Annotated in this window: 18 protein-coding genes, 1 tRNA gene and 3 pseudogenes; 13 read left to right on the plus strand and 9 right to left on the minus strand. The window is 61.3% G+C overall.

Annotated elements, in window-relative coordinates:
* Nucleotides 1-45: 45 nt before the first annotated feature.
* The gene (locus CSV86_RS12450; RefSeq protein ID WP_009401479.1) at nt 46-672 is read right to left on the minus strand and encodes a LysE family translocator; all 627 of its coding nucleotides are present in this window, start codon (nt 670-672) and stop codon (nt 46-48) included.
* Nucleotides 673-1009: 337 nt separating this feature from the next.
* On the opposite strand from CSV86_RS12450, the gene CSV86_RS12455 reads away from it, so the two are divergent.
* Nucleotides 1010-1084: transfer RNA gene (locus CSV86_RS12455), tRNA-Gln, on the plus strand.
* A 290-nt stretch (nt 1085-1374) separates the two neighbouring features.
* Here CSV86_RS12455 and CSV86_RS12460 read toward each other — a convergent pair.
* Nucleotides 1375-2652 (minus strand): ISL3 family transposase, encoded by a 1278-nt coding sequence (locus tag CSV86_RS12460; RefSeq protein ID WP_000610830.1) that lies wholly within the window; start codon nt 2650-2652, stop codon nt 1375-1377.
* A 12-nt stretch (nt 2653-2664) separates the two neighbouring features.
* Nucleotides 2665-3669, minus strand: a complete 1005-nt coding sequence (locus tag CSV86_RS12465) for a permease (RefSeq protein WP_040363373.1) — start codon at nt 3667-3669, stop codon at nt 2665-2667.
* 141 nt (nt 3670-3810) lie between these two features.
* On the opposite strand from CSV86_RS12465, the gene CSV86_RS12470 reads away from it, so the two are divergent.
* Together CSV86_RS12470 and CSV86_RS12475 are read left to right on the plus strand one after the other, a co-directional pair.
* Nucleotides 3811-4125, plus strand: a complete 315-nt coding sequence (locus CSV86_RS12470; protein ID WP_000349485.1) for an ArsR/SmtB family transcription factor — start codon at nt 3811-3813, stop codon at nt 4123-4125.
* Nucleotides 4126-4380: 255 nt separating this feature from the next.
* Nucleotides 4381-6087, plus strand: a complete 1707-nt coding sequence (locus CSV86_RS12475; protein WP_009401478.1) for an amidase — start codon at nt 4381-4383, stop codon at nt 6085-6087.
* A 38-nt stretch (nt 6088-6125) separates the two neighbouring features.
* Here the strand turns inward: CSV86_RS12475 and CSV86_RS12480 are convergent.
* Together CSV86_RS12480 and CSV86_RS12485 are read right to left on the minus strand one after the other, a co-directional pair.
* Nucleotides 6126-7027 (minus strand): annotated as a pseudogene (locus tag CSV86_RS12480) (universal stress protein).
* Between the two features lie 119 nt (nt 7028-7146).
* Entirely contained in the window at nt 7147-7494 is a 348-nt protein-coding gene (locus CSV86_RS12485; RefSeq protein ID WP_009401476.1) for a hypothetical protein, read from the minus strand.
* A 302-nt stretch (nt 7495-7796) separates the two neighbouring features.
* Here CSV86_RS12485 and fdnG point away from each other — a divergent pair, with 302 nt between their 5' ends.
* The 5 genes and pseudogenes from fdnG (at nt 7797) to fdhE (ending at nt 13274) form a co-directional block, all read left to right on the plus strand.
* On the plus strand, nt 7797-10847 hold the full coding sequence (gene fdnG, locus CSV86_RS12490) for a formate dehydrogenase-N subunit alpha (protein ID WP_009401475.1): 3051 nt from the start codon (nt 7797-7799) through the stop codon (nt 10845-10847).
* 10 nt (nt 10848-10857) lie between these two features.
* Complete coding sequence (gene fdxH, locus CSV86_RS12495) at nt 10858-11751, plus strand: formate dehydrogenase subunit beta (protein WP_009401474.1); 894 nt, start codon at nt 10858-10860, stop codon at nt 11749-11751.
* Entirely contained in the window at nt 11748-11876 is a 129-nt protein-coding gene (locus CSV86_RS32720) for a hypothetical protein (RefSeq protein WP_283811565.1), read from the plus strand. The genes fdxH and CSV86_RS32720 overlap by 4 nt, the downstream gene beginning before the upstream one ends.
* Nucleotides 11877-11899: 23 nt before the next feature.
* Nucleotides 11900-12388, plus strand: coding sequence for a formate dehydrogenase subunit gamma (locus CSV86_RS12500; RefSeq protein WP_240160420.1), 489 nt, complete (start codon nt 11900-11902; stop codon nt 12386-12388).
* Between the two features lie 14 nt (nt 12389-12402).
* Nucleotides 12403-13274 (plus strand): annotated as a pseudogene (gene fdhE / locus CSV86_RS12505) (formate dehydrogenase accessory protein FdhE).
* 165 nt (nt 13275-13439) lie between these two features.
* Here the strand turns inward: fdhE and CSV86_RS12510 are convergent.
* Entirely contained in the window at nt 13440-14360 is a 921-nt protein-coding gene (locus tag CSV86_RS12510) for a LysR substrate-binding domain-containing protein (protein WP_009401471.1), read from the minus strand.
* A 193-nt stretch (nt 14361-14553) separates the two neighbouring features.
* Here CSV86_RS12510 and CSV86_RS12515 point away from each other — a divergent pair, with 193 nt between their 5' ends.
* The 4 genes from CSV86_RS12515 to CSV86_RS12530 all read left to right on the plus strand — a co-directional run bounded on the left by CSV86_RS12515 (nt 14554) and on the right by CSV86_RS12530 (nt 18533).
* Nucleotides 14554-15303 (plus strand): SDR family NAD(P)-dependent oxidoreductase, encoded by a 750-nt coding sequence (locus tag CSV86_RS12515; protein WP_009401470.1) that lies wholly within the window; start codon nt 14554-14556, stop codon nt 15301-15303.
* Nucleotides 15304-15372: 69 nt separating this feature from the next.
* Nucleotides 15373-16671 carry an MFS transporter gene (locus tag CSV86_RS12520; protein ID WP_037060767.1) on the plus strand — a complete coding sequence of 433 codons (1299 nt, stop codon included), beginning with the start codon at nt 15373-15375 and terminating at the stop codon, nt 16669-16671.
* 18 nt (nt 16672-16689) lie between these two features.
* On the plus strand, nt 16690-17538 hold the full coding sequence (locus CSV86_RS12525; protein WP_009401468.1) for a transketolase: 849 nt from the start codon (nt 16690-16692) through the stop codon (nt 17536-17538).
* Entirely contained in the window at nt 17535-18533 is a 999-nt protein-coding gene (locus tag CSV86_RS12530) for a transketolase family protein (RefSeq protein ID WP_009401466.1), read from the plus strand. Before CSV86_RS12525 ends, CSV86_RS12530 begins: the two co-directional genes overlap by 4 nt.
* Nucleotides 18534-18652: 119 nt before the next feature.
* Here the strand turns inward: CSV86_RS12530 and CSV86_RS12535 are convergent, their stop codons facing one another.
* Nucleotides 18653-19093, minus strand: coding sequence for a PACE efflux transporter (locus tag CSV86_RS12535; RefSeq protein ID WP_009401464.1), 441 nt, complete (start codon nt 19091-19093; stop codon nt 18653-18655).
* 113 nt (nt 19094-19206) lie between these two features.
* On the opposite strand from CSV86_RS12535, the pseudogene CSV86_RS12540 reads away from it, so the two are divergent.
* Nucleotides 19207-20096 (plus strand): annotated as a pseudogene (locus CSV86_RS12540) (LysR substrate-binding domain-containing protein).
* A 154-nt stretch (nt 20097-20250) separates the two neighbouring features.
* Here CSV86_RS12540 and CSV86_RS12545 read toward each other — a convergent pair.
* Together CSV86_RS12545 and CSV86_RS12550 are read right to left on the minus strand one after the other, a co-directional pair.
* Nucleotides 20251-21528 (minus strand): OprD family porin, encoded by a 1278-nt coding sequence (locus CSV86_RS12545; protein ID WP_009401460.1) that lies wholly within the window; start codon nt 21526-21528, stop codon nt 20251-20253.
* 35 nt (nt 21529-21563) lie between these two features.
* Nucleotides 21564-22898 (minus strand): MFS transporter, encoded by a 1335-nt coding sequence (locus tag CSV86_RS12550; RefSeq protein WP_009401458.1) that lies wholly within the window; start codon nt 22896-22898, stop codon nt 21564-21566.
* Between the last annotated feature and the right edge of the window lie 50 nt (nt 22899-22948).

Consider the following 22948-nt stretch of genomic DNA (forward strand, 5'->3'; position numbering starts at 1 on the left):
TGAACGTTGGTAAACCCGGTCAAAGCCGTCGTGATGATCGGCCGCTTATTTCTGACTCAACGCCACCACCGAGACTCCGGAGGCGACAAAGGTCACCCCGGCGCCGATATTCAGGCCGTTGACCACCTTGGGGCGATTACGGATGGCACTGGTCAATGTCGAGGCGAATACGCCCATCAGGGCAAAGCCGACGGCAGTGAGCAAGGCGAACCACAGTCCGTAGACCAGCATCTGTACCGTCACCGAACCCAGTTGCGGATTGACGAACTGCGGAATGAAGGCCAGCACGAACAGCCCGGGCTTGGGGTTGAGTGCCGCGGAGAGAAAGCCGGTGAGGAAAATGGTGCGCAGCGGTTGCCTGGCCGCCGGGGCGAAGTTGATCAGGTTTCGCGAGCGCAGCACCTTGATCCCCAGCCACAACAGGTAGCCGGCGCCGATGATCTTCACTACCCAAAAGGCCACGGCGGACGTCTGCATCAGCAGCGTCAGGCCCAGGGCTGCGGTGGTGGTGTGGAACAGGATGCCGGTACCGGACGCAACGCCGGAAACGATCGCGGCCAGGCGACCCTGGCTCAGGCCGCGGCCGATGGCCAGGAGGTTGTCGGGGCCAGGTGAAATCACCAGCAGCAGGCAGGCGGCGGTGTAGGCGAGCCAGATGTCGATGGGGAACATTGCATCCTCCGTGATGTGTGGAAAGGTCCCTGATGGTGTGGGACTTTAACCTATAGCTGAATCCGGTACCGCAATCGCTGGCAAGCCAGCTCCCACAGAGAGCGCACCGCCTGACCTGTGGGAGCTGGCTTGCCAGCGATTGCGGTACCGGATTCAACACAGCAGCCAAGGGTTGGCGAGCACCTCACAAAACTAAGTAGCTGTTTAAAAAAGCTTTTCCCTGAAAAAAAACTTCCCAGGCGTAACAAATCTTGTTAAATTGCCGCCCATCCCGCGACGGACACTCAGTTGACCAGCAGCGGGATCTGCATTAGGACAAGCTTTTGTCCGTCGCAACAGGGGCGTCGCCAAGCGGTAAGGCAGCAGGTTTTGATCCTGCCATGCGTTGGTTCGAATCCAGCCGCCCCTGCCATTTTCTCTTCTAGTTCCTCCCTCCTCTCTTGATTCCGATGCCCAGGCATACGGCGATCGACTGTTCGTATTTTTCGACACACTCACAACGTACAGTGCGGCCTATCTGCTAAATCATTGGGTTTGCATCGCGCCCCATTCCCTTGTTGATCGCCAAGTGTTAAAAATATCACCCGCTTTAGGCCCAGCCGTTGTGTAAAGCCGCACAACGGGGTATCCAACGAGAAAACAATGGGTATACGGATTTAATGGTTGATGGGGCACCTTTACCCCACCAACCTGATACCATTATCAGATGGTTGATAGATCGACTCCGTAGTTGAGTTCCTCTGCGAAGTCCGGCAGTCCGTAACCGATGGTTTTCTTGTAGAAAGGAGAGACCTTCGCAGTCGGTGCCTTCTTCTTGTGCTTCGTGGTGTAGAGCATTCGTGCCCGCATCACCTCGAAGGAGTAACCGCGCCCTTCACGGTTCTTGTCCTTGGCCAGTCGGTTGATGGACTCCGTGTAAGCGTTGGTGACGGGCATGTCCGTCTCGAAGTAGGTCATGGTCTCTTCGCGCCAGTTTCCCACTGCCCTGACCAGATCGCTCCAGACTTCCTTTTGGCCCTTCGGGATGGTGGCTATCCACTCGTCCAGGGCGGCTTCTGCCTGGAGCCGTGTGGTGGCGTCCCAGATGCCGTAGAAGCGCTCCTTGTGCTCGTAGGCGGCCAGCAGTTGCGGGAACGCGCCTGTCCAGGTCTCCATGATGAGGCGCTCCCGGTCTGAGACTTCGTGAGCGCGTTTCAGCAGGATTTTCCGGTCTCCCTTGAGAGTCCGGCTCTGGGACGGTTTCAGCTCCTTTCTGAGGCCCTTGCGCACTCTCTCTAGGGCATCGTTGGCCATGCGCACCACATGGAACTTATCGACCACGATACGGGCCTGGGGCAGCACAGCCTTGACCGCTGCCCGGTAGGGGTTCCACATGTCCATGCTGACGATCTCGACCTTCTGCCGGTCTTTCAGCTTCATCAGGTAGTTGGTCACCACGTCCTGGCGGCGGGTGGCCAGCAGGTCGAGCAGGGTTCGCTCCTCAATGTTGGTCAGAATGCAGCGGTAGCGCTTGTTCAGGTATAGCTCGTCAATGCCCAGGATGCGGGGCGTCTCGAAGCGGTGCCAGCGCCCCAGGAACTCGGCGCGGGCGTTGAAGATGTCGCGCACCGTCTTCTCGTCCAGGCCGGTCTGTGCCGCCACAAAGGTGTAGGGGTGGTTGAAGGATTCCTTCTCCACGTACTCATGCAGCCGCAGTGTCATACGGAATCCGTCCACCATCTCCGGTAGCTGGGGCCTGAATGTTGTCTTGCAGGCCCGGCAGGTGTATCGGCGGCGGACCACCCAGAGAGTGACCCGCTTGCCGTGGATGGGCAGATCACGATAGGGAACGTCACGCTTGCCGAACCGCACGAACTCACCCTGCACGCCGCACCCCTCGCAGGCTACTGGTGTAGGTGCTTCAAGCCGAAAATGTATGTCTTCATTCTGCTCATCAGAATCCACCAACTGGTACCCAGGAAGGCTTAACGAATTAATCATCTCCCGCCTTGATCAGAAAAACAGGTAGGTGGCGTAACCGGCAATCATCGCCATAGCAAAAATGACTGCTAAAAACGCCGCTAAAAGCTTCAGCGTGAACAAAGAGCGCAACAGAATGAGCTCAGTCAGGCTGGCTCCGGCACTGCCGATGATCAACGCTAGCACCGTCCCGGCACCCACGCCTTTGGCCATCAGAGCCGCTGCCAGAGGTATGACGGCTTCAGCGCGAATATACAACGGCACGCCGATGACAGCGGCAACTGGAATGGCAAAGGGATTATCTGGGCCTGCATACTGCTCCAATAAGTCAGTGGGCATGAAACCATAGATCACGCTGCCAATCGCAATACCGATGAGCAGGTAAGGCAACACATCGATAAAGTCCGACCAAGCTTCCCGCCACACACCACTGTACTTCCCTTCTTTCTTAACCGTGACAGTGGGTTGACTGTCACAGCATTCGCTAGACGTAGAGACTGTTGTCTTCCTATCAGCCCCGCAAGAAGCCGTCTTCGGAGTGGTGTCGCAGCTGTTGGTGCCGCAACTCGATGCGGTCGATGTAGCACTGCACGGGCTTGCTGATGAACTACATCCACTGCTCTCTTGTGTCGCCGTCCGGCGCACATAACGCTCGAAGCCAAGCGTGTGAAGCAGCCATCCGGCACCTACCGCGACCACCAAAGCGGCGAGCACATAGATAGCAGTAAGTGTCCATCCAAACGTGGCAACCAGCAGGCCGACGACGATAGGATTCAGCAACGGAGATGAGAAAAGAAACACCATCATCGGCCCAAAACCGGCCCGTGCCCGAATCAACCCTTTCAACATGGGGATAGTCGAGCAACTACAGAAGGGCGTTATAGCTCCTAAACCAGCAGCAAGAAAATAGCCTCGCTTCCCACTGGAAGTCAGTAACGCTTCCACCTTGGATGGTGGGATGTGACGTTGAAGAACTCCGACCAGCAAGCTAATGCCAATGAATAAAACCGATAGCTCGATAGCGAGAAAGGCGAACATGCCTAGAGCGTCTTGGAGTTGAGATGACATTCAATATTACTCCTATATTTCTAGTATTGTCGAAATGATGTACGCAGCCTACTTGCGTTTATCCGACCTGTCAACTATAATTCTAGAAACATCGAATTATTGGGGCGTGCTATGGATCACGAAAAGGTTGCAGCCAGCTTAGCTGAGCTAGGGAATAGTCACCGACTGTCCGTGTTCCGCTTTCTGGTCAAAGCTGGCCATGATGGGGCTTCGGTCGGAGATATCCAGAAGGGGCTGGGTATTCCTGCTTCGACGCTATCACATCACCTTGCGCGCATGGCCAAGGTAGGGCTGATCCGGCAGGAGAAACATAGCCGCACGATTGTCTGTATACCCGAGTATGGGCACCTAGAGAATTTGATCGGTTTCTTACAAGAGGAATGTTGTGCAGGTGTCCGGATTGCGCATGAACCAGAACCGCTTTGACGCTTGCCCAGCTCTCGCTGTCCTCCCTAGTCAGCATCGCTATGAAGACTCAGGCGAAGGTGGAAACAGAAAATTGGCAGTAGAGTAGGCTGAAGAGGATCAATCAGATAATCCGCTGAGAAAGATTTTCTTCTTTACATCTTTGGCATTTTATCAACCAGAAATTCCGGATACCCAAAACAATTTGAAAAGCGTGATGTCCCTGCGTGAGGGAATCCTCTTCCCTGTTACCTGTCAGCCACCGGAGCAAGCTGCATGATCGAGGTCACCGAAGTTTCCATTGCCCAACTGCGTGCCGCACTCGAGTCCGGCCAGACCACTGCGGTCGAGCTGGTCAAGGCCTACCTTGCCCGGATCGATGCCTACGACGGCGCAGACACTGCCACCGCGCTCAACGCGGTAGTCGTGCGCAATCCCGAGGCCCTGAAAGAAGCCGAAGCCTCCGATGCCCGTCGTGCCCGTGGCGAAACCCTCGGCCCGCTGGACGGTATTCCCTATACCGCCAAGGACAGCTACCTGGTCAAGGGTTTGACCGCCGCTTCCGGCAGCCCGGCCTTCGCTGAACTGGTGGCCTACCGTGACGCCTTCACCATCGAGCGCCTGCGTGCCGCCGGGGCGATCTGCCTGGGCAAGACCAATATGCCGCCCATGGCCAACGGCGGAATGCAGCGCGGTGTCTACGGCCGTGCGGAAAGCCCGTACAACGCCGCGTACCTGACCGCCCCGTTCGCTTCCGGCTCGTCCAACGGCGCCGGTACCGCCACTGCCGCCAGCTTCTCCGCCTTCGGCCTGGCCGAGGAAACCTGGTCGAGCGGTCGTGGCCCGGCATCGAACAACGGCCTGTGTGCCTATACCCCGTCCCGTGGGGTGATTTCGGTACGCGGCAACTGGCCGCTGACGCCGACCATGGACGTGGTGGTGCCTTATGCGCGGAGCATGGCCGACCTGCTGGAAGTGCTGGATGTCGTCGTTGCCGAAGACCCCGACACCCGCGGCGACCTGTGGCGCCTGCAGCCCTGGGTGCCGATCCCGAGCGTGGCCTCGGTACGCCCGGCGTCCTATGCCGATCTGGCGGTGGGCAGCAGCGCCCTGGCCGGCAAGCGCCTCGGCGTGCCGCGCATGTACATCAATGCCGATGAAGCCGCGGGCACTTCCGAGGCACCCGGGATCGGCGGCCCGACCGGCCAGCGCATCCACACCCGCGCCTCGGTGATCGAGTTGTGGAAGCAGGCACGCCAGGCCCTCGAAGCGGCTGGTGCCGAGGTGATCGAAACGGACTTCCCGCTGGTCTCCAACTGCGAGGGCGACCGTCCGGGCGCGCCGACCGTGTTCAATCGCGGCATCGTTTCCAAGGAGTTTCTCCATCATGAACTCTGGGACCTGACCGCCTGGGCCTTCGACGACTTCCTGCGGGCCAACGGCGATCCGAAGTTGAATCGCCTGGTGGATGTCGACGGGCCGAAGATCTTCCCGCACGACCCGGGCACCCTGCCCAACCGCGAAGGCGACCTTGCCGCCGGCATGGACGAATACGTGAAGATGGCCGAACGCGGCATCACCCCGTGGAACGAGATCCCGACCGTGCCGGACGGCCTGCGCGGCCTGGAGGCGACCCGCAAGCTGGACCTGGAAGACTGGATGGACGCGAACGGCCTGGACGCCGTGCTGTTCCCCACCGTGGCCGATGTCGGCCCGGCGGACGCCGACGTCAACCCGGAGTCGGCGGACATCGCCTGGAGCAACGGGGTCTGGGTCGCCAACGGCAACCTGGCGATCCGTCACCTGGGCGTGCCGACCGTTACCGTACCGATGGGCGTGATGGCCGATATCGGCATGCCGGTGGGCCTGACCTTCGCCGGCAAGGCCTATGACGATGCCAACCTGCTGAAGCTGGGTGCCGCGTTCGAGGCGACCGGCAACCGCCGGATGATCCCGCCGCGTACCCCGCCACTGCGCGGCTAAGGCCCGCTCCCGCAAGGTCATTTCTTGCGGGAGCCCCTTCAATCCTCCGGCTCCCCGCGCACTGCCAGCACATTGCACGGCAGATGCTGCAGCACATGCTCGGTGGTACTGCCCAGCAGCCCCGCCGCCCCCGGCGCTGGCTGCTGCCCATGACGATCACGTCGGCCCGATGCTGGCCTGCGTACTCGGCGATCGCCAGCGTCGCCGGCCCGCTGACGAAGTGCCGGTGGCTTTCCGGTACACCGTGGGCCTGGGCCAGGTGCTCGAAGGCCAATTGCGCCGAACGCCTGACTTCATGGTTGAATCCCGGCATGGTCACCGCACCCGCTCCGAAATCGGCGACCCGGGTCTGCGCCACGTCCCAGGCATGCAGCAGATGCAGTTCGGCCTCGCACTGGATCGCCAGGGCGCTGGCCTGCGCCATCACCCGCTGGTTGATCCGCGTGTGCTGGCTGTCCGGGTGCAGGGTATCCAGCGCGGCGATCACTACCCTGGGCAATGGGCAACGCAGATCGCTGACCAGGTGCAGCGGCGCCGTGCAGTCACGCAGCAACTGCCAGTCCGGCGGCGTGAGGAAAACCCGGCGCAAGGCCGATTCGTGATGCACATCTTTGATCACCAGGTCGGGCTGCATGTCTTCGACATGCTCGAGCATGTCGCGGATCACCTGCCGGCTCACCTGCACTTCGCAACTGACCTCCAGGCCGTCATGACGCAACTGCCCGGCCTCGTCGCGCAGCCAGGTCCAGGCGTCCCGCTCCATCGCCTGGCGCAGCGCCGTGCCCGCGGCCATGCGCCCGAGCAGGTCACCCTCTTCGAGAAACACCGCGATATGCAGGGCCGCGTCGGTGGCCCTGGCGATCGCCACTGCACGCTCCATGGCCGGGGTATGGCGCAGGGTTGGCGAGGCGATCATGAACAGGCGTTGATACGGGCTCATAAGACACCTCCTGGCGGGTTGTCCGTTTGCCGCGGAACGATCAACGCGCTCCGGCCAGGACGACCGAAGCGACGACACCGGCATGCCGCCGGTGTCGCAGCCTGAGTATAAGCCGGGGTTTACAGACAGGTAGCCAGAGCCGCCATACGGCGCCGGGCCAGGGCATCGTCCTTCTGCGCGTAGAACTTGATCACGCTGCCGCTGCCCGACGGCGAAATATCGGTGAAATACTCGCCACCCCGGGTCGAGACGGTGATGCCCTGGGCCGTACGCTCCAGGTAGCCGCTGGCATCCACGCCGAATACCGCCTCGTCCTGCCAGCTGAACTGCACGCATTCGGCGACCTTGGCTGCTTCTTTGGTCGAATTGATAATCCTGTCCGGCTGGCCGGAACGGGCTGTGTTCATCGCCGACGAGGCGCAGCCCGCCAGCAGGGTGGCGGCGAGCAAAGCCAGGGCACTACGCATGTTTCACCTCTTCGACGCAAAAAAGGAGCGACTTTAGCACTGCCACCGCCCGCCCCGAAAACCCTTGTTTTTTTGTGCCAATAGATGACGTCGATCAACTGATCGTCACACTCGATTAGTCACACAAAAGATATGGACATAGACTCCCCGCGAATGCGTTGCCCAGGCCCTCGAAAGAATGGGCCGGGCCGCCTTTCCTGCCTGCTTTGGCCTGAACACCACTGACCGATCCCGCCGCTTTGACCGGCGCGCACGCCTGTGCGCGGCTGTCGCGTCGGCCCGGCCGTAACAAGGAGATGATCATGGGACTGGGTAGACGACAGTTCTTCAAACTGTGCACCGTGGGCGCCGCCACCGCGACCTGTGCCACCCTGGGTTTTGCCCCGGGCATGGCGCAGGCGACCCAGTCGCGCCAGTACAAGCTGCTGCGGGCCAAGGAAACCCGCAACAACTGCACCTACTGCTCGGTGGGCTGCGGCCTGCTGATGTACAGCCTCGGCGACGGCGCGAAGAACGCCAAGGCGCGGATCTTCCATATCGAAGGCGACCCGGATCACCCGGTCAGCCGCGGCTCGCTGTGCCCCAAGGGCGCAGGCCTGGTGGACTACATCCATAGCGAACAGCGCCTGTTGTACCCCGAATACCGCGCCCCGGGCTCGGACAAATGGCAGCGGGTCAGCTGGGACTACGCCATCGAACGCATCGCCCGCCTGATGAAGGACGACCGCGACGCCAACTTCATCGAGAAGAACGCCAAGGGCACCACGGTCAACCGCTGGCTCAGCACCGGCATGCTCTGCTCCTCGGCGGCCAGCAGCGAAACCGGCTCCCTCGACCAGCGCTTCACCCGCGCCCTGGGTATCCTCGGCACCGACAGCCAGGCCCGGGTCTGCCATGCGCCGACCGTCGCGGCGCTGGCTCCGACCTTCGGCCGCGGCGCCATGACCAACAACTGGGTCGATATCAAGAACGCCAACGTGGTCATGATCATGGGTGGCAATCCCGCCGAAGCGCACCCGGTGGGCTTCAAGTGGGTGATCGAGGCGAAGATCCGCAACGGCGCCAAGGTCATCGTGGTAGACCCGCGCTTCAACCGCAGCGCCGCGGTGGCGGATATCTATTCGCCGATCCGCGCCGGCTCCGACGTGACCTTCCTGATGGGCATGGTCAACTGGCTGATCAGCCACGATAAGGTGCAGCACGAGTACGTGCGGGCCTACACCAACGCCAGCCTGATCGTGCGCGAGGACTACCGCTTCGACGAAGGCCTGTTCAGCGGCTACGACGCGGACAAGCGCAGTTACGATCGCGCCTCGTGGAACTACGAGTTGGACGAGAACGGCTTCGCCAGGCGCGACCCGAGCCTCGCCCACCCGCGCTGCGTGTGGAACCTGCTCAAGCAGCACGTCTCGCGCTATACGCCGGAGATGGTCAGCAAGGTCTGCGGCACCCCGCAGGACGACTTCCTGCAGATCTGCGCGATCATTGGCGAAACCAGCGCCCCGGACAAGACCGCCACCTTCCTCTACGCCCTCGGCTGGACCCACCACACCAACGGCGCGCAGATGATCCGCGGCGCGGGCATGCTCCAGTTGCTGCTGGGCAACATCGGCATGGCCGGCGGCGGCGTCAACGCCCTGCGCGGCCACTCCAACATCCAGGGCTATACCGACCTCGGCCTGCTCTCGCTGCGCCTGCCGGGCTACATGAACCTGCCGTCCGATGCGCAGACGGACCTTGCCACCTACCTCAAGCAGACCACCCCGAGCGCGGTGCAGGCCGACCAGGTCAACTACTACAAGAACACCCCGAAATTCTTCGTCAGCATGATGAAGAGCTTCTGGGGCGACAAGGCCACCAAGGACAACGATTGGGGCTTCGACTGGCTGCCGAAGTGGGACGACAGCTACGACGTCATCAACTTCACCAACCGCATGTACGAAGGCAAGGTCAACGGCTACATCGCCCAGGGCTTCAACCCGGTGGCGGCCTTCCCGGACAAGAACAAGGCCCAGGAGGCACTGGCGAAACTCAAGTTCCTGGTCATCATCGACCCGCTGGCCACCGAGACCTCGAGCTTCTGGAAGAACCACGGCGAGGAGCATGACGTCGATACCGCGGCGATCCAGACCGAAGTGTTCCGCCTGCCCTCCTCCTGCTTCGCCGAGGAAGACGGCTCCATCGTCAACTCCTCGCGCTGGCTGCAATGGCACTGGGCCGGCGCCGCGCCACCCGGCGAGGCCTGGCACGACGGCAAGATCCTCGGCCACCTGTTCATGAAGATCCGCGAACTGTACGAGAAGGAAGGCGGCGCCAACCCTGCGCCGATCCTCAACATGGCCTGGGACTACGCCGACCCGCGCGATCCCAAGCCCGAGGAAGTGGCCAAGGAGTCCAACGGCCGCGCCCTGGCCGACCTGCACGACGACCAGGGCAACCTGATCCTGCGCAAGGGCCAGTTGCTCAACGACTTCGGCCAGTTGCGCGACGATGGCAGCACGGTGTGCTTCAACTGGATCTTCGCCGGCTCCTGGACCGAACAGGGCAACCAGATGGCCCGCCGCGACAACACCGACGTGGGCCTGGGCAACACCCCTGGCTGGGCCTGGGCCTGGCCGCAGAACCGCCGCGTGCTCTACAACCGCGCCTCGGCGGACCCGGCGGGCAAGCCGTGGGACCCGGAACGCCAGTTGATCGCCTGGGACGGCGCGCGCTGGAGCGGCATCGACGTGCCCGACTTTGCCCCGACCATTGCCCCCGGCACCGCCACCAGCCCGTTCATCATGCTGCCCGAAGGCGTGGGCCGGCTGTTCTCGGTAGGTGCCCTCAACGACGGGCCGTTCCCCGAGCACTACGAGCCGACCGAAAGCCCGCTGGCGAGCAACCCGCTGCACCCGGGCGTGACCTACTGCCCGACCGCACGGATCTACCCGCACGACCGCTCACGGATGGGCAAGCGCGAGGACTTCCCCTACGTCGCCACCACCTACTCGATCACCGAGCTGTTCCGCCACTGGACCAAGCACTCGCGGCTCAACGCGATCATCCAGCCGGAGCAATTCATCGAGATCGGCGAAACGCTCGCGGCCGAGAAAGGCATCGCCCAGGGCGACCGGGTCAAGGTCAGCACCCAGCGCGGCTACATCAAGGCCAGGGCGGTGGTGACCAAGCGCATCCAGCGCCTGACCATCGACGGCCAGGCAGTGGACACCATCGGCATCCCCTGCCACTGGGGCTACGAAGGCAGCACGCGCAAGGGCTTCCTGGCCAACACCCTGACCCCGGGCGTCGGCGACTCCAATACCCACACGCCTGAATACAAGGCGTTTCTCGTGAACGTGGAAAAGGTCTGAGGGAGCATTCATGTCATACCAATCCCAGGACATCATCAAACGCTCGGCCACCAGCTCGCTGACCCCGCCACCGCAGGCACGCAACCACCAGGCCGAGGTCGCCAAGCTGATCGACGTGAGCATCTGCATCGGCTGCAAGGCCTGCCAGGTGGCGTGCAACGAATGGAACGACCTGCGCGACGAGGTCGGCCACAACGTCGGCGTCTACGACAACCCTGCCGACCTGTCGGCAGAAACCTGGACGCTGATGCGCTTCGACGAAGTACAGAACGAAAGCGGTCGCCTCGAATGGCTGATTCGCAAGGACGGCTGCATGCACTGTGCCGACCCGGGCTGCCTCAAGGCCTGCCCGCAGCCGGGCGCGATCATCCAGTACGCCAACGGCATCGTCGATTTCCAGTCCGAGCACTGCATCGGCTGCGGCTACTGCATCGCCGGCTGTCCGTTCGACGTGCCGCGGATCAGCCAGAAAGACAACAAGGCGTACAAATGCACGCTTTGCGTCGATCGCGTAGCCGTCGGCCAGGAGCCGGCCTGCGTCAAGACCTGCCCCACCGGCGCGATCAACTTCGGCGCCAAGAGCGAGATGCAGCACCTGGCGGCCGGGCGCGTCCAGGAGCTCAAGGGCCGCGGTTTCGCCGGAGCCGGCCTGTATGACCCGCAAGGCGTCGGCGGCACCCATGTGATGTACGTGCTGCAGCACGCCGACAAGCCGCACCTGTACCACAAGCTGCCCACCGACCCGCGCATCAGCGCTGCGGTGCAGGGCTGGAAAGGCTGGCTCAAGCCTGCGGCGGCTGTGGCCTTCTTCGCCACCCTGGCAGGAACGATGTTCCACTACGTCGGCGTCGGGCCAAACGAAGTGGACGAGGACGAGAAAAAAGACGAGGAGACCCACGCATGAACAAGGACAGGATGATCCTGCGCACGCGCTTCATCGAGCGCGCCAGCCACTGGCTGATGGTGATCTGCTTCCTGGCCGTCGCGCTGTCGGGGCTGTCGTGGTTCTTCCCTCGCTCAACGGTCTAAATGGCGTCTTCGGCACACCGCAGATGGCCCGCATCCTCCACCCGTTCTTCGGCGTGGTGGTGTTCCTGCTGCTGATGTTCCTGTTCATCCGCTTCGTGCGCTACAACCTGCCGGAGCCGCAGGACCGCCTCTGGTTCAGGAACCTGCCCGGCGTACTTGCCGGCAAGCATGAACCGGCGCTGCAGATCGGCAAGTACAACGCCGGGCAGAAGGTCATGTTCTGGGGAATCATGGGCCTGATCAGCCTGCTGCTGGTCAGTGGCGTGGTGATCTGGCGGCCCTATTTCGCCCCGCTGTTTTCCATTCCTGCTATCCGCATCGGCCTGCTGGTACACGCCCTGGCCGGGGTCGGCCTGATCCTGCTGGTGATCGGGCATGCGTACCTGGCGTTCTGGGTCAAAGGCTCGATTCGCGGGATGGTCACCGGCTATGTCAGCCATCGCTGGGCCAAGGCCCACCATGGCCGCTGGTACCGGCAGATCAGTGCCCGGCAGGACGGGAAAAGCAAATGACCAGCAGTATTCGCATGACGCCGCAGGGGGCCGGGCAGGCGGCGGTCGGGGCTATCGCGCCGGTGTTGTTGCCGCCGCGCGAGGGCAATCATGCGCGGCGGGCGGCGCGCTTGCGGGAATTGGCGGTCAGGCATCCGATGGCGGACTACCTGGGCTTCGTCGCCGGAATCGTGGAAAGCCAGGAACTGTTGCTCACGCACAGGCCCCTGCCCCGGCCTTGCTCGCCGGGCTGGCGGCATCGCTTGGTGCAACTGGCGCGCCGCTGGATTGCCGACGGCATGTGCGGCACGGGCACTGGCTGGTGCTGCTGCGCGGGCTTGGCGAAACCATCGAGCACCCGGCGCTGGAAGAACTGCTGCAGGAAGAGGACTGGCGACTCGAGGCCTACGCCGACTCCCTGCTGCGCGGGGACTTCCACGAGGTGCACAGTGGTGAAGCGCTGTTCATCTGGTCGGCACTATCGTTGTACTTCAGCCAGTTGGCGGCGCATCTGCCGGCGGTGGGCATCGTCCAGGGTGAAGAGCGGCAGTTCTGCCCGGTATGCGCCAGCGCACCGGTGGCGAGCAGCATCCTCACCGGCGCCCAGGCCGGATTGCGCTACCTGCATTGCGGTCTGTGCGAAAGTCGCTGGCATATGGTGCGGCTCAAGTGCAGCAACTGCGAAGCCACGGGCGGGCTGGATTACTGGTCGCTGGAGGATGCGAAGGCGCCGGTGAAGGCAGAAAGCTGTGGCGAATGCCGTAGTTACCTCAAGGTGTTCTACCCGGAGCACGAGCGCGGCCTCGAGGTGGTGGCGGACGACCTGGCGACACTGGGGCTGGATGCCGAGGTCGAGCGCCAGGGCTTCGGGCGCAGCGGGGTCAGTCCGTTCCTGTTTCCGGGGTGATCCAAAGCACGACGCGTACCCTGTGGGGGTTTACCCGCCACAGGGTACGCGTTGTGCTTTGGAGAAGGGTGCTATGCGTCCGCATATTTCTGCGACGCGGCAAGTAATTCTTGGTTGCTTCCTCCGAGCAGACTGGTTGCCTCATATTCGCCCTGACTGCCAACCTCAGTAGTTGAACACATGCCCTAACTGACCCTGCACCCACTCCAGGAAGTGCCGCACCCTGGACATCTCCGCGTGCCCCCTGGGGAACACCAGGTGGTGCGCGCTCACGGGGGTGGACAATTCGGCGGGGAATACCGGCACCAGGTCGCCGCGTTTGACATAGTCCTGGGACAGCAACGAGCTTTCCAGGGCAAAACCGAAGCCATGCCTGGCGGCCTCCAGGCTCATGTACGAGCGGTCGAAGCCCAGCGCGAACGGGGCTTGCGGAAGCGCCACGCCCTGCTGGGCGAACCACTGCGGCCACTGCACCAATGCCGCTTCGGAGAGGATGAGGTTCTGCCCGAGCAGATCGCTGGGTTGGCTGACGGGAATGCGCTCAAGAAGGCTGGGGGACGCGAGCACCGTGGCACGCTCGTGACGGATGGTGCGCACCTCCAGGCTTGGCCAGTCAGGGTAGCCGTGGCGGATGTCCACATCGATCTGATGGCGGCCGAAATGGAGTGTTTCATAGGAACACGACAGGTTGATCTGAATCTCCGGATGACAGCTGCGAAAGTGATCAAGGCGCGGCAGCAGCCAGAGCAGACCGAAGCTGGGCGCCGCATGCAGTCGCAGGCAATCGAAGCCCACGGCACTCCCCGCCCGCTCGGTGGCCAGCGCCAGGCTCTGCAGGATTCCGGAGATCTCCCGCTGGTACTGTTCGCCAGCGGGCGTCAGGGACATGCCGCGGGCTTCCCTGACAAACAGGGCACGGCCGATCAGCGCTTCCAGATTCGCAATCTGGTGGCTGACCGCCGAAGGGGTCAGGTTCAACTGTTCGGCCGCCTTGGCCACGTTTCCAAACCGCGCCACCTGCTCGAAGGCCTGAATCGATTTCAGCGGCGGTATCTGCTGCATTTTCCTGTTCGAGTCGCCGATCATTGCAAGCCCCGATTTCTGCGGATTGCACGCAATGCTATCGGAAACCGGAAAAAAATCCCCTGCCCACCCCTGAATTTTTTTCAGCATTAGTTGAATGGCGCTGCGTTGCTCGCCAAGCACCCCGGGTTGATTCTGACGCCATCGGTTCCCCGCGAACTGCCGCTCACAAAAACAATCAATCGGAGCACTCTTCATGCTACTCACTGGCAAAATCGCAATCGTCACCGGCGCCGCTTCTGCACGCGGCATCGGCCGCGCCACCGCGCAGCTGTTCGCAGACCATGGCGCCAAGGTGGCGATTTTCGATCTCGATGCGAACGCCGCAGCCGAAGCAGCTGCGGCCCTGGGCGAGGGTCATCTTGGCCTGAGCGCCAACGTTGCCGACGAAGCCCAGGTTCGTGACGCCGTGGCCGAGGTTCTGGCGCGCTTCGGCCGCATCGACGTTCTGGTCAACAACGCCGGCATTACCCAGCCGGTCAAGACCCTGGAGATTACCGGTGCGGACTACGACCGGATCCTCAACGTAAACCTGCGTGGCACGCTGCTGATGTCCCAGGCGGTCATTCCAGGCATGCGCAACCAAGGCGCCGGCAGCATCATCTGCATGTCCTCCGTTTCTGCGCAACGTGGCGGCGGCATCTTCGGCGGCCCTCACTACAGCGCTGCCAAGGCCGGCGTGCTGGGCCTCGGCAAGGCCATGGCGCGGGAGCTGGGCCCGCACAACGTCCGGGTCAACGCCATTACCCCGGGCCTGATCCACACCGATATCACTGGCGGGCTGATGCAGGATGAGCGACGTCACGCGATCATCGAAGGCATTCCCCTGGGGCGGCTCGGTGAAGCTCGCGACGTGGCCAATGCTGCCCTCTTCCTGGCCAGTGACCTGTCCAGCTACCTGACCGGTGTCACCCTGGACGTGAACGGTGGAATGCTGATCCACTGATTTCGATTGCGCTCTGTATCCGGGCCCGGCCAAGCCGGGCTCTCAATAACAACAAGAGATCAGATCGACATGACTACCTTAACGATGGATGCGCTTTCGGCTGCCCGCAGCAGCGCGTACCGCAAGACGGCCTGGCGCCTGATGCCCTTCCTGATGCTCTGCTACCTCTGTGCCTACCTGGACCGGGTCAACGTCGGCTTCGCAAAGCTGCAGATGATGGACGACCTGGCACTGTCCGAGGCTGTGTACGGACTCGGCGCCGGCATGTTCTTCATCGGCTACTTCCTCTGCGAAGTGCCCAGCAACATCATCCTGCACAAGGTCGGTGCCCGCCGCTGGATCGCCAGGATCATGATTACCTGGGGCATCATCTCGGCGCTGTTCGCCTTCGTCGAAACCGCCTGGCAGTTCTATGCGCTGCGCTTCCTGCTGGGCGTCGCCGAGGCCGGCCTGGCCCCCGGGCTGCTGCTGTATCTCACCTATTGGTTCCCCTCCTACCGCCGCGCCAAAATGACCGCGCTGTGGTTCATTGCCATCCCTCTGTCGGGGATGATCGGAGGCCCATTGTCGGGCTGGATCATGGAGCGCTTCGCCGGCGTTCATGGCTGGACGGGCTGGCAGTGGATGTTCGTGCTCGAGGCCATTCCAACCGTCGTGGTTGGCATTCTGGTGCTCAGCTATCTGAAGGATGGCGTCGACCAGGCCAACTGGCTCACGGACGAAGAAAAGGCCCTGGTCCGCCAGGAACTGGCCGAGGACGAGCAACACAAGGTCAAGCATGGCTCCATCGGCGACTTCATCAAGGATCGCCGCCTGTGGCTGCTGGCCGGCATCTACTTCTGCGTGGTAATGGGCCAGTACGCAATCACCTTCTGGCTCCCCACCCTGGTGCGCAACGCCGGAGTAAGCGAACCGCTGCATATCGGTCTGCTGACCAGCGTCCCGTACATGACCGCAATCGTTGCAATGCTGCTTGCCGGTCGAAGCGGCGACCGTCACCGCGAGCGGCGCTGGCACCTGGCGATTCCGATGCTGTTCGGTGCACTGGGCCTGAGCCTCGCCGCAGCGCTGAGCAGCAGCCTGACGCTGTCGATCCTCAGCCTGTGCCTGGCTGCGGCAGGCATTCTCTCGGCCTCGTCACTCTTCTGGATGCTGCCGACCACGCTGCTGGGCGGCGTATCGGCCGCGGCGGGCATCGCAGCCGTGAACAGCTTCGCCAACCTCGCAGGTTTCTGCTCGCCCTACCTGATCGGCTGGGTAACCACCACCCTGGGCAGCAATGCCGTGGGGATGTACCTGATCACCGCAGTGCTGGTGTTTGGCGCCTTCCTGGTGTCCCGGGTTCCCGCAAACCTGGTCAATCGTTGATTCAACAAGGAGTCTTGCATGACTGCTGTGCCTACGCATAACGAGGCGCCGTCGCTGGCAGCGCGCGCCCGCAATATTCGCCGCCATGCCCTGCGCATGGGACAAGTACAGGGCCAGGGCTATGTTGGCCAGGCACTCGGTGCCGCCGACCTGCTGGCCGTGTCCTATTTCCACGCGCTACGCCTGGATCCTTCGGATCCGGACTGGGAAGACAGGGACCGTTTCTATCTTTCCATCGGTCACTACGCCATTGCCCTCTACGCAGCCCTGATCGAAGCCGGCGTGATTCCGGAACAAGAACTGGAAACCTATGGTAGCGATGACAGCCGCCTGCCGATGTCAGGGATGGCTGCGTATACCCCTGGTATGGAAATCACCGGCGGCTCGCTGGGCCATGGACTGGGCATCGCCGTAGGCGCATGCCTGGGCCTGAAGCTCAAGGGCTCCTCCAGCTGGGTCTACAACCTGCTGTCGGACGGCGAACTCAACGAAGGCTCGACCTGGGAGGCGGTGATGTCGGCCAGCCACTGGAAACTGGACAACCTTATCGCCATCGTCGACGTGAACAACCAGCAGGCGGACGGGCACTCCAGCGAAGTGCTGGGTTTCGAGCCGATAGTGGAGCGCTGGGCGTCCTTCGGCTGGTATGTGCAGCGGGTCGACGGAAACAGCCTGGAACAGCTTGTCACCGCGTTCGACCAGGCGCGCGCGCATCAGGCCGCGCAACCTCGGGTGATCATCTGCGACACCCGCATGGGCAAAGGCGTGCCTTTCCTTGAGAACCGCGACAAGACCCACTTCATTCGGGTCGACGAAAACGAATGGGCACTCGCCCTGGAAGCCCTCGACGCCGGGAGCCAAGCATGAGCACTGAAATCGCCGCAAAGAAACGCCTAACGACGTCGGCCATGATCGCGTCCATCGCCGCCGAAGGCCAACCCACGAAACCGGCGCCCTTTGGTCATGCATTGGCCTCCTTGGCGGAACAGCGGCAAGACATCGTCGGCCTGAGCGCCGACCTGTCCAAATACACCGACCTGCACATCTTCGCCAAGGCACACCCCGAGCGCTTCTACCAGATGGGGATGGCCGAGCAACTATTGATGAGTGCTGCTGCCGGCATGGCGCGCGAGGGTTTCACCCCCTTCGCCACCACCTACGCTGTGTTCGCCTCGCGCCGTGCCTACGACTTCATCTGCATGGCGATCGCCGAAGAAAACCTGAACGTGAAAATCGTCTGTGGCTTGCCTGGCCTGACCACTGGCTATGGCCCGAGCCATCAGGCCACGGATGACCTGGCCATCTTCCGCGCCATGCCCAACCTGATGATCGTGGATCCCTGCGACGCCCTGGAAATCGAACAGGCCGTACCGGCCATCGCAGCCCACCCAGGGCCTGTCTATATGCGCCTGCTGCGCGGCAACGTGCCCTTGGTGCTGGATCGCTACGATTACCGCTTCCAGATTGGCAAAGCCCAGGTGCTGCGCGGTGGTCGAGACGTTCTGCTGGTTTCCAGCGGCCTGATGACGATGCGTGCCCTCGAAGCGGCCGAGCAATTGCACAAGGACGGCGTCGATGTATCGGTACTGCACGTGCCAACCATCAAGCCGCTCGACGAGCAGACCATCCTGGCTGAAGCGCGCAAACCCGGACGGCTGGTGGTTACCGCGGAAAACCACTCGATCATCGGCGGCCTCGGGGAAGCCGTAGCGGGTTTACTGCTGCGTAATGGTGTCACCCCGACCTTCCGCCAGATCGCCCTGCCCGACGCCTTCCTGGATGCCGGAGCGCTTCCGACACTGCACGACCGCTACGGCATCTCGACCCAGGCGGTGGCTGCGCAGATCAAGGCCTGGCTGTAATGCTGGGTTCTGGAACAGGTTGACAGCGGTTCAATCCAAGGCCCGATGTAGTGCATCGGGCTTTTGTTTGTTTCAACGGTAGCGCTGAGGGTTCAAGGCCGCTGCTCGGCCGCAGAGAATCATGGATTAACCGAAGCCCCTTCCTTCGCGGACTCCGGTAGATCAAAAACGCGGTCGAAGCCCCACTGAAACGCCAGCGAGTAAAAGAAGAAGAACACGAACAAGCCCATATCGGTGACCAGTGCGGCCCACCAGGAAATCCCCAGCCACCCTGCCACCAGTGGCACCAACAACACGACCAGCCCTCCCTCGAAACCCAGCGAGTGGAGCAAACGCCTGCCCAATGTGCGAGCACGCTGCGGTTGGCGCGCTTCCCACCATTCAAACATGGAGTTGTACAGCACGTTCCACAGCAGCGCGCTTGCAGACAACATCACCGACAGCGCACCCGCATGAGCCAGACCGTTGCCGTATATCAACACGATGCTGGGCGACAGCACCGTAATGGCGATGGATTCATAGAGGACGGCTTGAAGGATTTTTCTGGAAGGGCCTTGCATGGTGTACTCCGAAGATCGGGTAATTGAACACCAGGGACGGTATCTGCCCATGCCAACCAGGAAAAATGAGATAAATTGCCGGCACATCAATTCAATTCATCAGGGAACCCTGCGTGTTTTCGACTCTTCCACTCAACGCGCTGCGCACCTTCGAGGCGGCGGCGCGGCTGGGAAGTTTCAAGGCGGCCGCTGAGGAACTGTCAGTCACCCCGGCGGCCATTTCCCACCAGATCAGGACATTGGAAACCCACCTCGGAGCGCGGCTATTCAATCGCTCCGGACAAGGTGTGACAGTGACCGAAGAAGGCGAGTCGCTTTATCGCCAGACACATCGCGCCTTATCGGACATTCGCCGCAGCCTGGAGGCTTTCTATCCAGACACCGTTCAGCAAACCCTGACCATAACCACTACCCCGGGCTTCGCCGCAGCCTGGTTGATTCCGCGGCTGGGCAGCTTTTACAAGCGCTTTGGGCACTTCGATGTGCGGGTCGATACACGCAATGAACTCGTCGATCTACTGCGTGACTCCAGTATCGATGTCGCCATTCGCTCGGTCAGCCGTGACGACCCCAGGTTGTTCTCCCAAGCGCTCATGCACGAACGATTTTCCGCTTACGGTGCCCCGGACCTGGTCGCTTCGCTGAACCTGGAGCAGATCGAGCTGATCAACCTGCGCTGGAAAATTCCAGGCCCATTCTCGGTGAATTGGGAAAGCTGGTGTGCGGCGGCTGCTTGCCAGTCATGGCTTGAAACGGCGCAGATGCGTGAGTTCGATGATGAGCATTTTGCTTTAAGCGCCGCGATCGCCGGGCATGGACTGGTGCTGGCAAGCAATGTGCTGGTGGCTAACAGCCTCAGGCGCGGGAGTTGGTGGCGTACAGGCCGGAAATAAGCCTGCCTGGTCCGCGGTATGTTGCTGCGTGCGTGCCAGGAAAGGAGCGGCAGGCGCATGTGGGAGCTTTCTTGAGGTGGCTGGTAGATGCGGCACTACAGGATGGATGAGCATACTCGGTTCTTGTCGTGCGTATGGACGCTATGGGTCAGTAGCGGACGTCAATGAATCGCGGATTGCATTGTGGGCTGTGTTGCCCAAGCGCGCGGTGTGGTTCCGCTTGAATTCAGGCTCTGCTTGCATGCAGCAGGCAGAGCCTGCCACTCACCAGACCTTGATCGTGTAGTCGATGTTTATGCGCGTCTCGTTGTCACTACGGAAGGTCGAGGCCGCTCCTTGCTGGTTTCGGTAGAACGCTTCACGCACTCTAAATGCCAACCCTTTCGCGGGGCCGGATTGTATGACATAAGCCAGCTCGAAGTCCTTGGACGATTCGGTGAGATTGCTGCCGCCCAATGCAGGTAGATCGATACTATTGCCATGCAGGTAGCGCATCATCCCAGTTAGGCCCGGTATACCTGAGGCAGAGAAGTCATAGTCATACTTCACCGCCCAGGTTCGCTCCTTGGGGTTAACGAAGTCTGCACTCATGGTTCCATCACTCAAAACCACAGGTTCCCCGCCTGCAATGTAGGGGAAAGCAGTGTCTCCGAATTGCCGCATGTAACCAACACCCAGGCTGTGGCCACCCCAGAGATAGCTGAACATTCCTCCCACGTTGAGGTTGTCGACCTTTCCGCCTCTGGCCTGGCCATCATCACGACTATTGAATGCACGAATATCTGATTTGAGCTTTCCTTCACCGAACGGCAGCGTGTGGAGTAATCCAAGAAAGTCCTGGGTGTAGATGTCGCGAAGCTCTGCATGGAACAGCCGCACGGTCAAGCTGTCCGACCAGCGATAATCGCCGCCGTAGAAATCAAACCGTTCGGACGACGCTCCCGGCCGGAATCGACCATTGGGAGACGCCAACCCGATCGGTTGATAGTCAGTGGAGTCGCGTAGATTGACCCTGTCCATACGCCCCAAATGGGCAGTCAGGCCATCGATGTCGTCGGAGATCATGTAAGCGCCGCGGAACGACTGCGGAAGCAGGCGCGCCGGGCTAGCGTTGATGATGGGCAAAGCGGGGAATTGAGTTCCGACCGAGAGCTTCGTCTTTGAAATTCTGCCTTTCAATGACAAGCCCAGTTCTGAATACTCGTCTCTCGCTTCGCGAGTGACCGGGTCATAGGAAAGCAGCTGGGTACCTGTACGATCGGGCGAAGAATCTAGCTTGAGTCCCAGCATTCCAATTGCGTCGATACCCAAGCCAACCGTCCCTTCCGTGAAACCCGAGTTCGCTCTCACGATGAAGCCCTGCGCCCACTCTCGGGCCGCGGAATAAGGTGTTTCGCCCTTGTAGTCCCGATCTAGATAAAAATTGCGAGCAGCAAGAGTGAGGCTGCTGTTCTCAACAAAGCTCGCGGCCGCACCTTGGGAAAGCAAAGCGGCAAGCATCCCCAGACCAGTAAGCCTGAAGCTCGAAAACTGATTGCTCATTGGGTGTCACCTTATTGTTCTTGTGGGTGCTCGGATCAGGAGGCTGGCTTGAGCGCGACGTGCGGCGCAGCCTTGCTTTTCATCAGCCAGACGATGACCGCCGCTGCGACGAAAGCTGACGCAAACAGCAGGTAGAGATCCGCAGGCCTCCAATTGGCATCGATAAGACGACCTGCCACCAAAGGTGAGAGAATCGCCCCCGCTCTTCCCATGCCGATCCCCCAGCCCAACGCAGTAACACGCTGCTCAGGGCCATAGATGCTCGGCGTAAGGGCATAGAGTCCTGCCACACATCCGTTCACGAGGACGCCAATTACCAACACAAGACCAAACGCCAGATTCAGGTTGGACGTGAAATTAACGAAGATGGCGAGGAAGAGAGCATTTAAAAGCAGGTAGCTCATCAGAACTCGCGACAGACGATAGCGAGCAGCAAGCAGACCTATCAGTGAAGTCCCGACAATACCTCCAACATTCAGCAGTACACCTCCTGTGATCCCTTGCTGATTAGACAATCCGGCTGTAACAAGAAGCTTCGGCGTCCAGCTCATCACGAAGTAGAAGCCGAACATCACCAAGAAAAACCCTGCCCAAACCAATAGCGTCGGGCGCAAAAGATCTTTGGAAAACAGGCCGGCGAATGTTTGTCGCAGCGAGGCCTGAGCGCCCTGCTCCGGCTTCGGCATGTCGGCGATCTTCTCTATCTCCACACGATTCAAAAGCCGGTTGATTCGAACAAGAGCATTACGAGGCTGACGAACAATCAGATAGGCAATGGACTCAGGGAGCAGGAAGTACAGCACGGGCAAGGTAAACAGCGTGGCCATACCGCCGTAAAGGAATACGGAACGCCATCCCATGTGCGGGATTATCTGGGCCGCGATCAAACCGCCTACGGTCGCGCCTAAAGCGTACGCTGTCGATTGCAGGCTTATTGCAAGGCTTCGCCACTTTTTGTTGGCGTACTCACCTGCAATGACATAGCTGCTCGCGAGAACACCGCCGATCCCCAATCCGGTCAATAACCGAAGAGCGCCCAGCATCGTTACGGACGGTGCCTGTGACGACACCAGCATGCCGACGCCTGCAATCGAGATGCAAAGCAGAATCAGGGGCCTACGGCCAAATCGATCGGCCCAGGGAGCGATGAACAGTGATCCGAGTGCCATGCCGACCAGGCCCGCACTCAATAAATAGCCAAGCTCGATACCGCTGAGCCCCCACTCACTCGATACGGACGCAGCGGTGAATGCCATCACCAGGACGTCAAATCCGTCGAGCATGTTGATCAGGAAACAGAGGGAGATAACCACCCACTGGAATTTTCCCATGCCCTTCTGATCGAGCTGAACACTGATTGACTGGCTCATAGTACGGCCCCCCAGGTAACTGCCGGAGGGTTTTCCAGGACGACCTTAGC

It is taken from the genome of Pseudomonas bharatica CSV86, from assembly GCF_000319305.2.
Classification (GTDB): domain Bacteria; phylum Pseudomonadota; class Gammaproteobacteria; order Pseudomonadales; family Pseudomonadaceae; genus Aquipseudomonas; species Aquipseudomonas bharatica.

Coding starts and splice junctions, on each gene's coding strand:
- CSV86_RS12510 (WP_009401471.1), bottom strand. CDS start 14,360: ATGATCGGCGACTCGAACAGGAAAATGCAGCAGATACCGCCGCTGAAA.
- CSV86_RS12460 (WP_000610830.1), bottom strand. CDS start 2,652: ATGATTAATTCGTTAAGCCTTCCTGGGTACCAGTTGGTGGATTCTGAT.
- CSV86_RS12485 (WP_009401476.1), bottom strand. CDS start 7,494: ATGCGTAGTGCCCTGGCTTTGCTCGCCGCCACCCTGCTGGCGGGCTGC.
- CSV86_RS12470 (WP_000349485.1), top strand. CDS start 3,811: ATGGATCACGAAAAGGTTGCAGCCAGCTTAGCTGAGCTAGGGAATAGT.
- CSV86_RS12450 (WP_009401479.1), bottom strand. CDS start 672: ATGTTCCCCATCGACATCTGGCTCGCCTACACCGCCGCCTGCCTGCTG.
- CSV86_RS12475 (WP_009401478.1), top strand. CDS start 4,381: ATGATCGAGGTCACCGAAGTTTCCATTGCCCAACTGCGTGCCGCACTC.
- CSV86_RS12500 (WP_240160420.1), top strand. CDS start 11,900: ATGGCCCGCATCCTCCACCCGTTCTTCGGCGTGGTGGTGTTCCTGCTG.
- fdxH (WP_009401474.1), top strand. CDS start 10,858: ATGTCATACCAATCCCAGGACATCATCAAACGCTCGGCCACCAGCTCG.
- CSV86_RS12515 (WP_009401470.1), top strand. CDS start 14,554: ATGCTACTCACTGGCAAAATCGCAATCGTCACCGGCGCCGCTTCTGCA.
- CSV86_RS12465 (WP_040363373.1), bottom strand. CDS start 3,669: ATGTTCGCCTTTCTCGCTATCGAGCTATCGGTTTTATTCATTGGCATT.
- CSV86_RS12525 (WP_009401468.1), top strand. CDS start 16,690: ATGACTGCTGTGCCTACGCATAACGAGGCGCCGTCGCTGGCAGCGCGC.
- CSV86_RS12520 (WP_037060767.1), top strand. CDS start 15,373: ATGACTACCTTAACGATGGATGCGCTTTCGGCTGCCCGCAGCAGCGCG.
- CSV86_RS12545 (WP_009401460.1), bottom strand. CDS start 21,528: ATGAGCAATCAGTTTTCGAGCTTCAGGCTTACTGGTCTGGGGATGCTT.
- CSV86_RS12530 (WP_009401466.1), top strand. CDS start 17,535: ATGAGCACTGAAATCGCCGCAAAGAAACGCCTAACGACGTCGGCCATG.
- CSV86_RS32720 (WP_283811565.1), top strand. CDS start 11,748: ATGAACAAGGACAGGATGATCCTGCGCACGCGCTTCATCGAGCGCGCC.
- fdnG (WP_009401475.1), top strand. CDS start 7,797: ATGGGACTGGGTAGACGACAGTTCTTCAAACTGTGCACCGTGGGCGCC.
- CSV86_RS12535 (WP_009401464.1), bottom strand. CDS start 19,093: ATGCAAGGCCCTTCCAGAAAAATCCTTCAAGCCGTCCTCTATGAATCC.
- CSV86_RS12550 (WP_009401458.1), bottom strand. CDS start 22,898: ATGAGCCAGTCAATCAGTGTTCAGCTCGATCAGAAGGGCATGGGAAAA.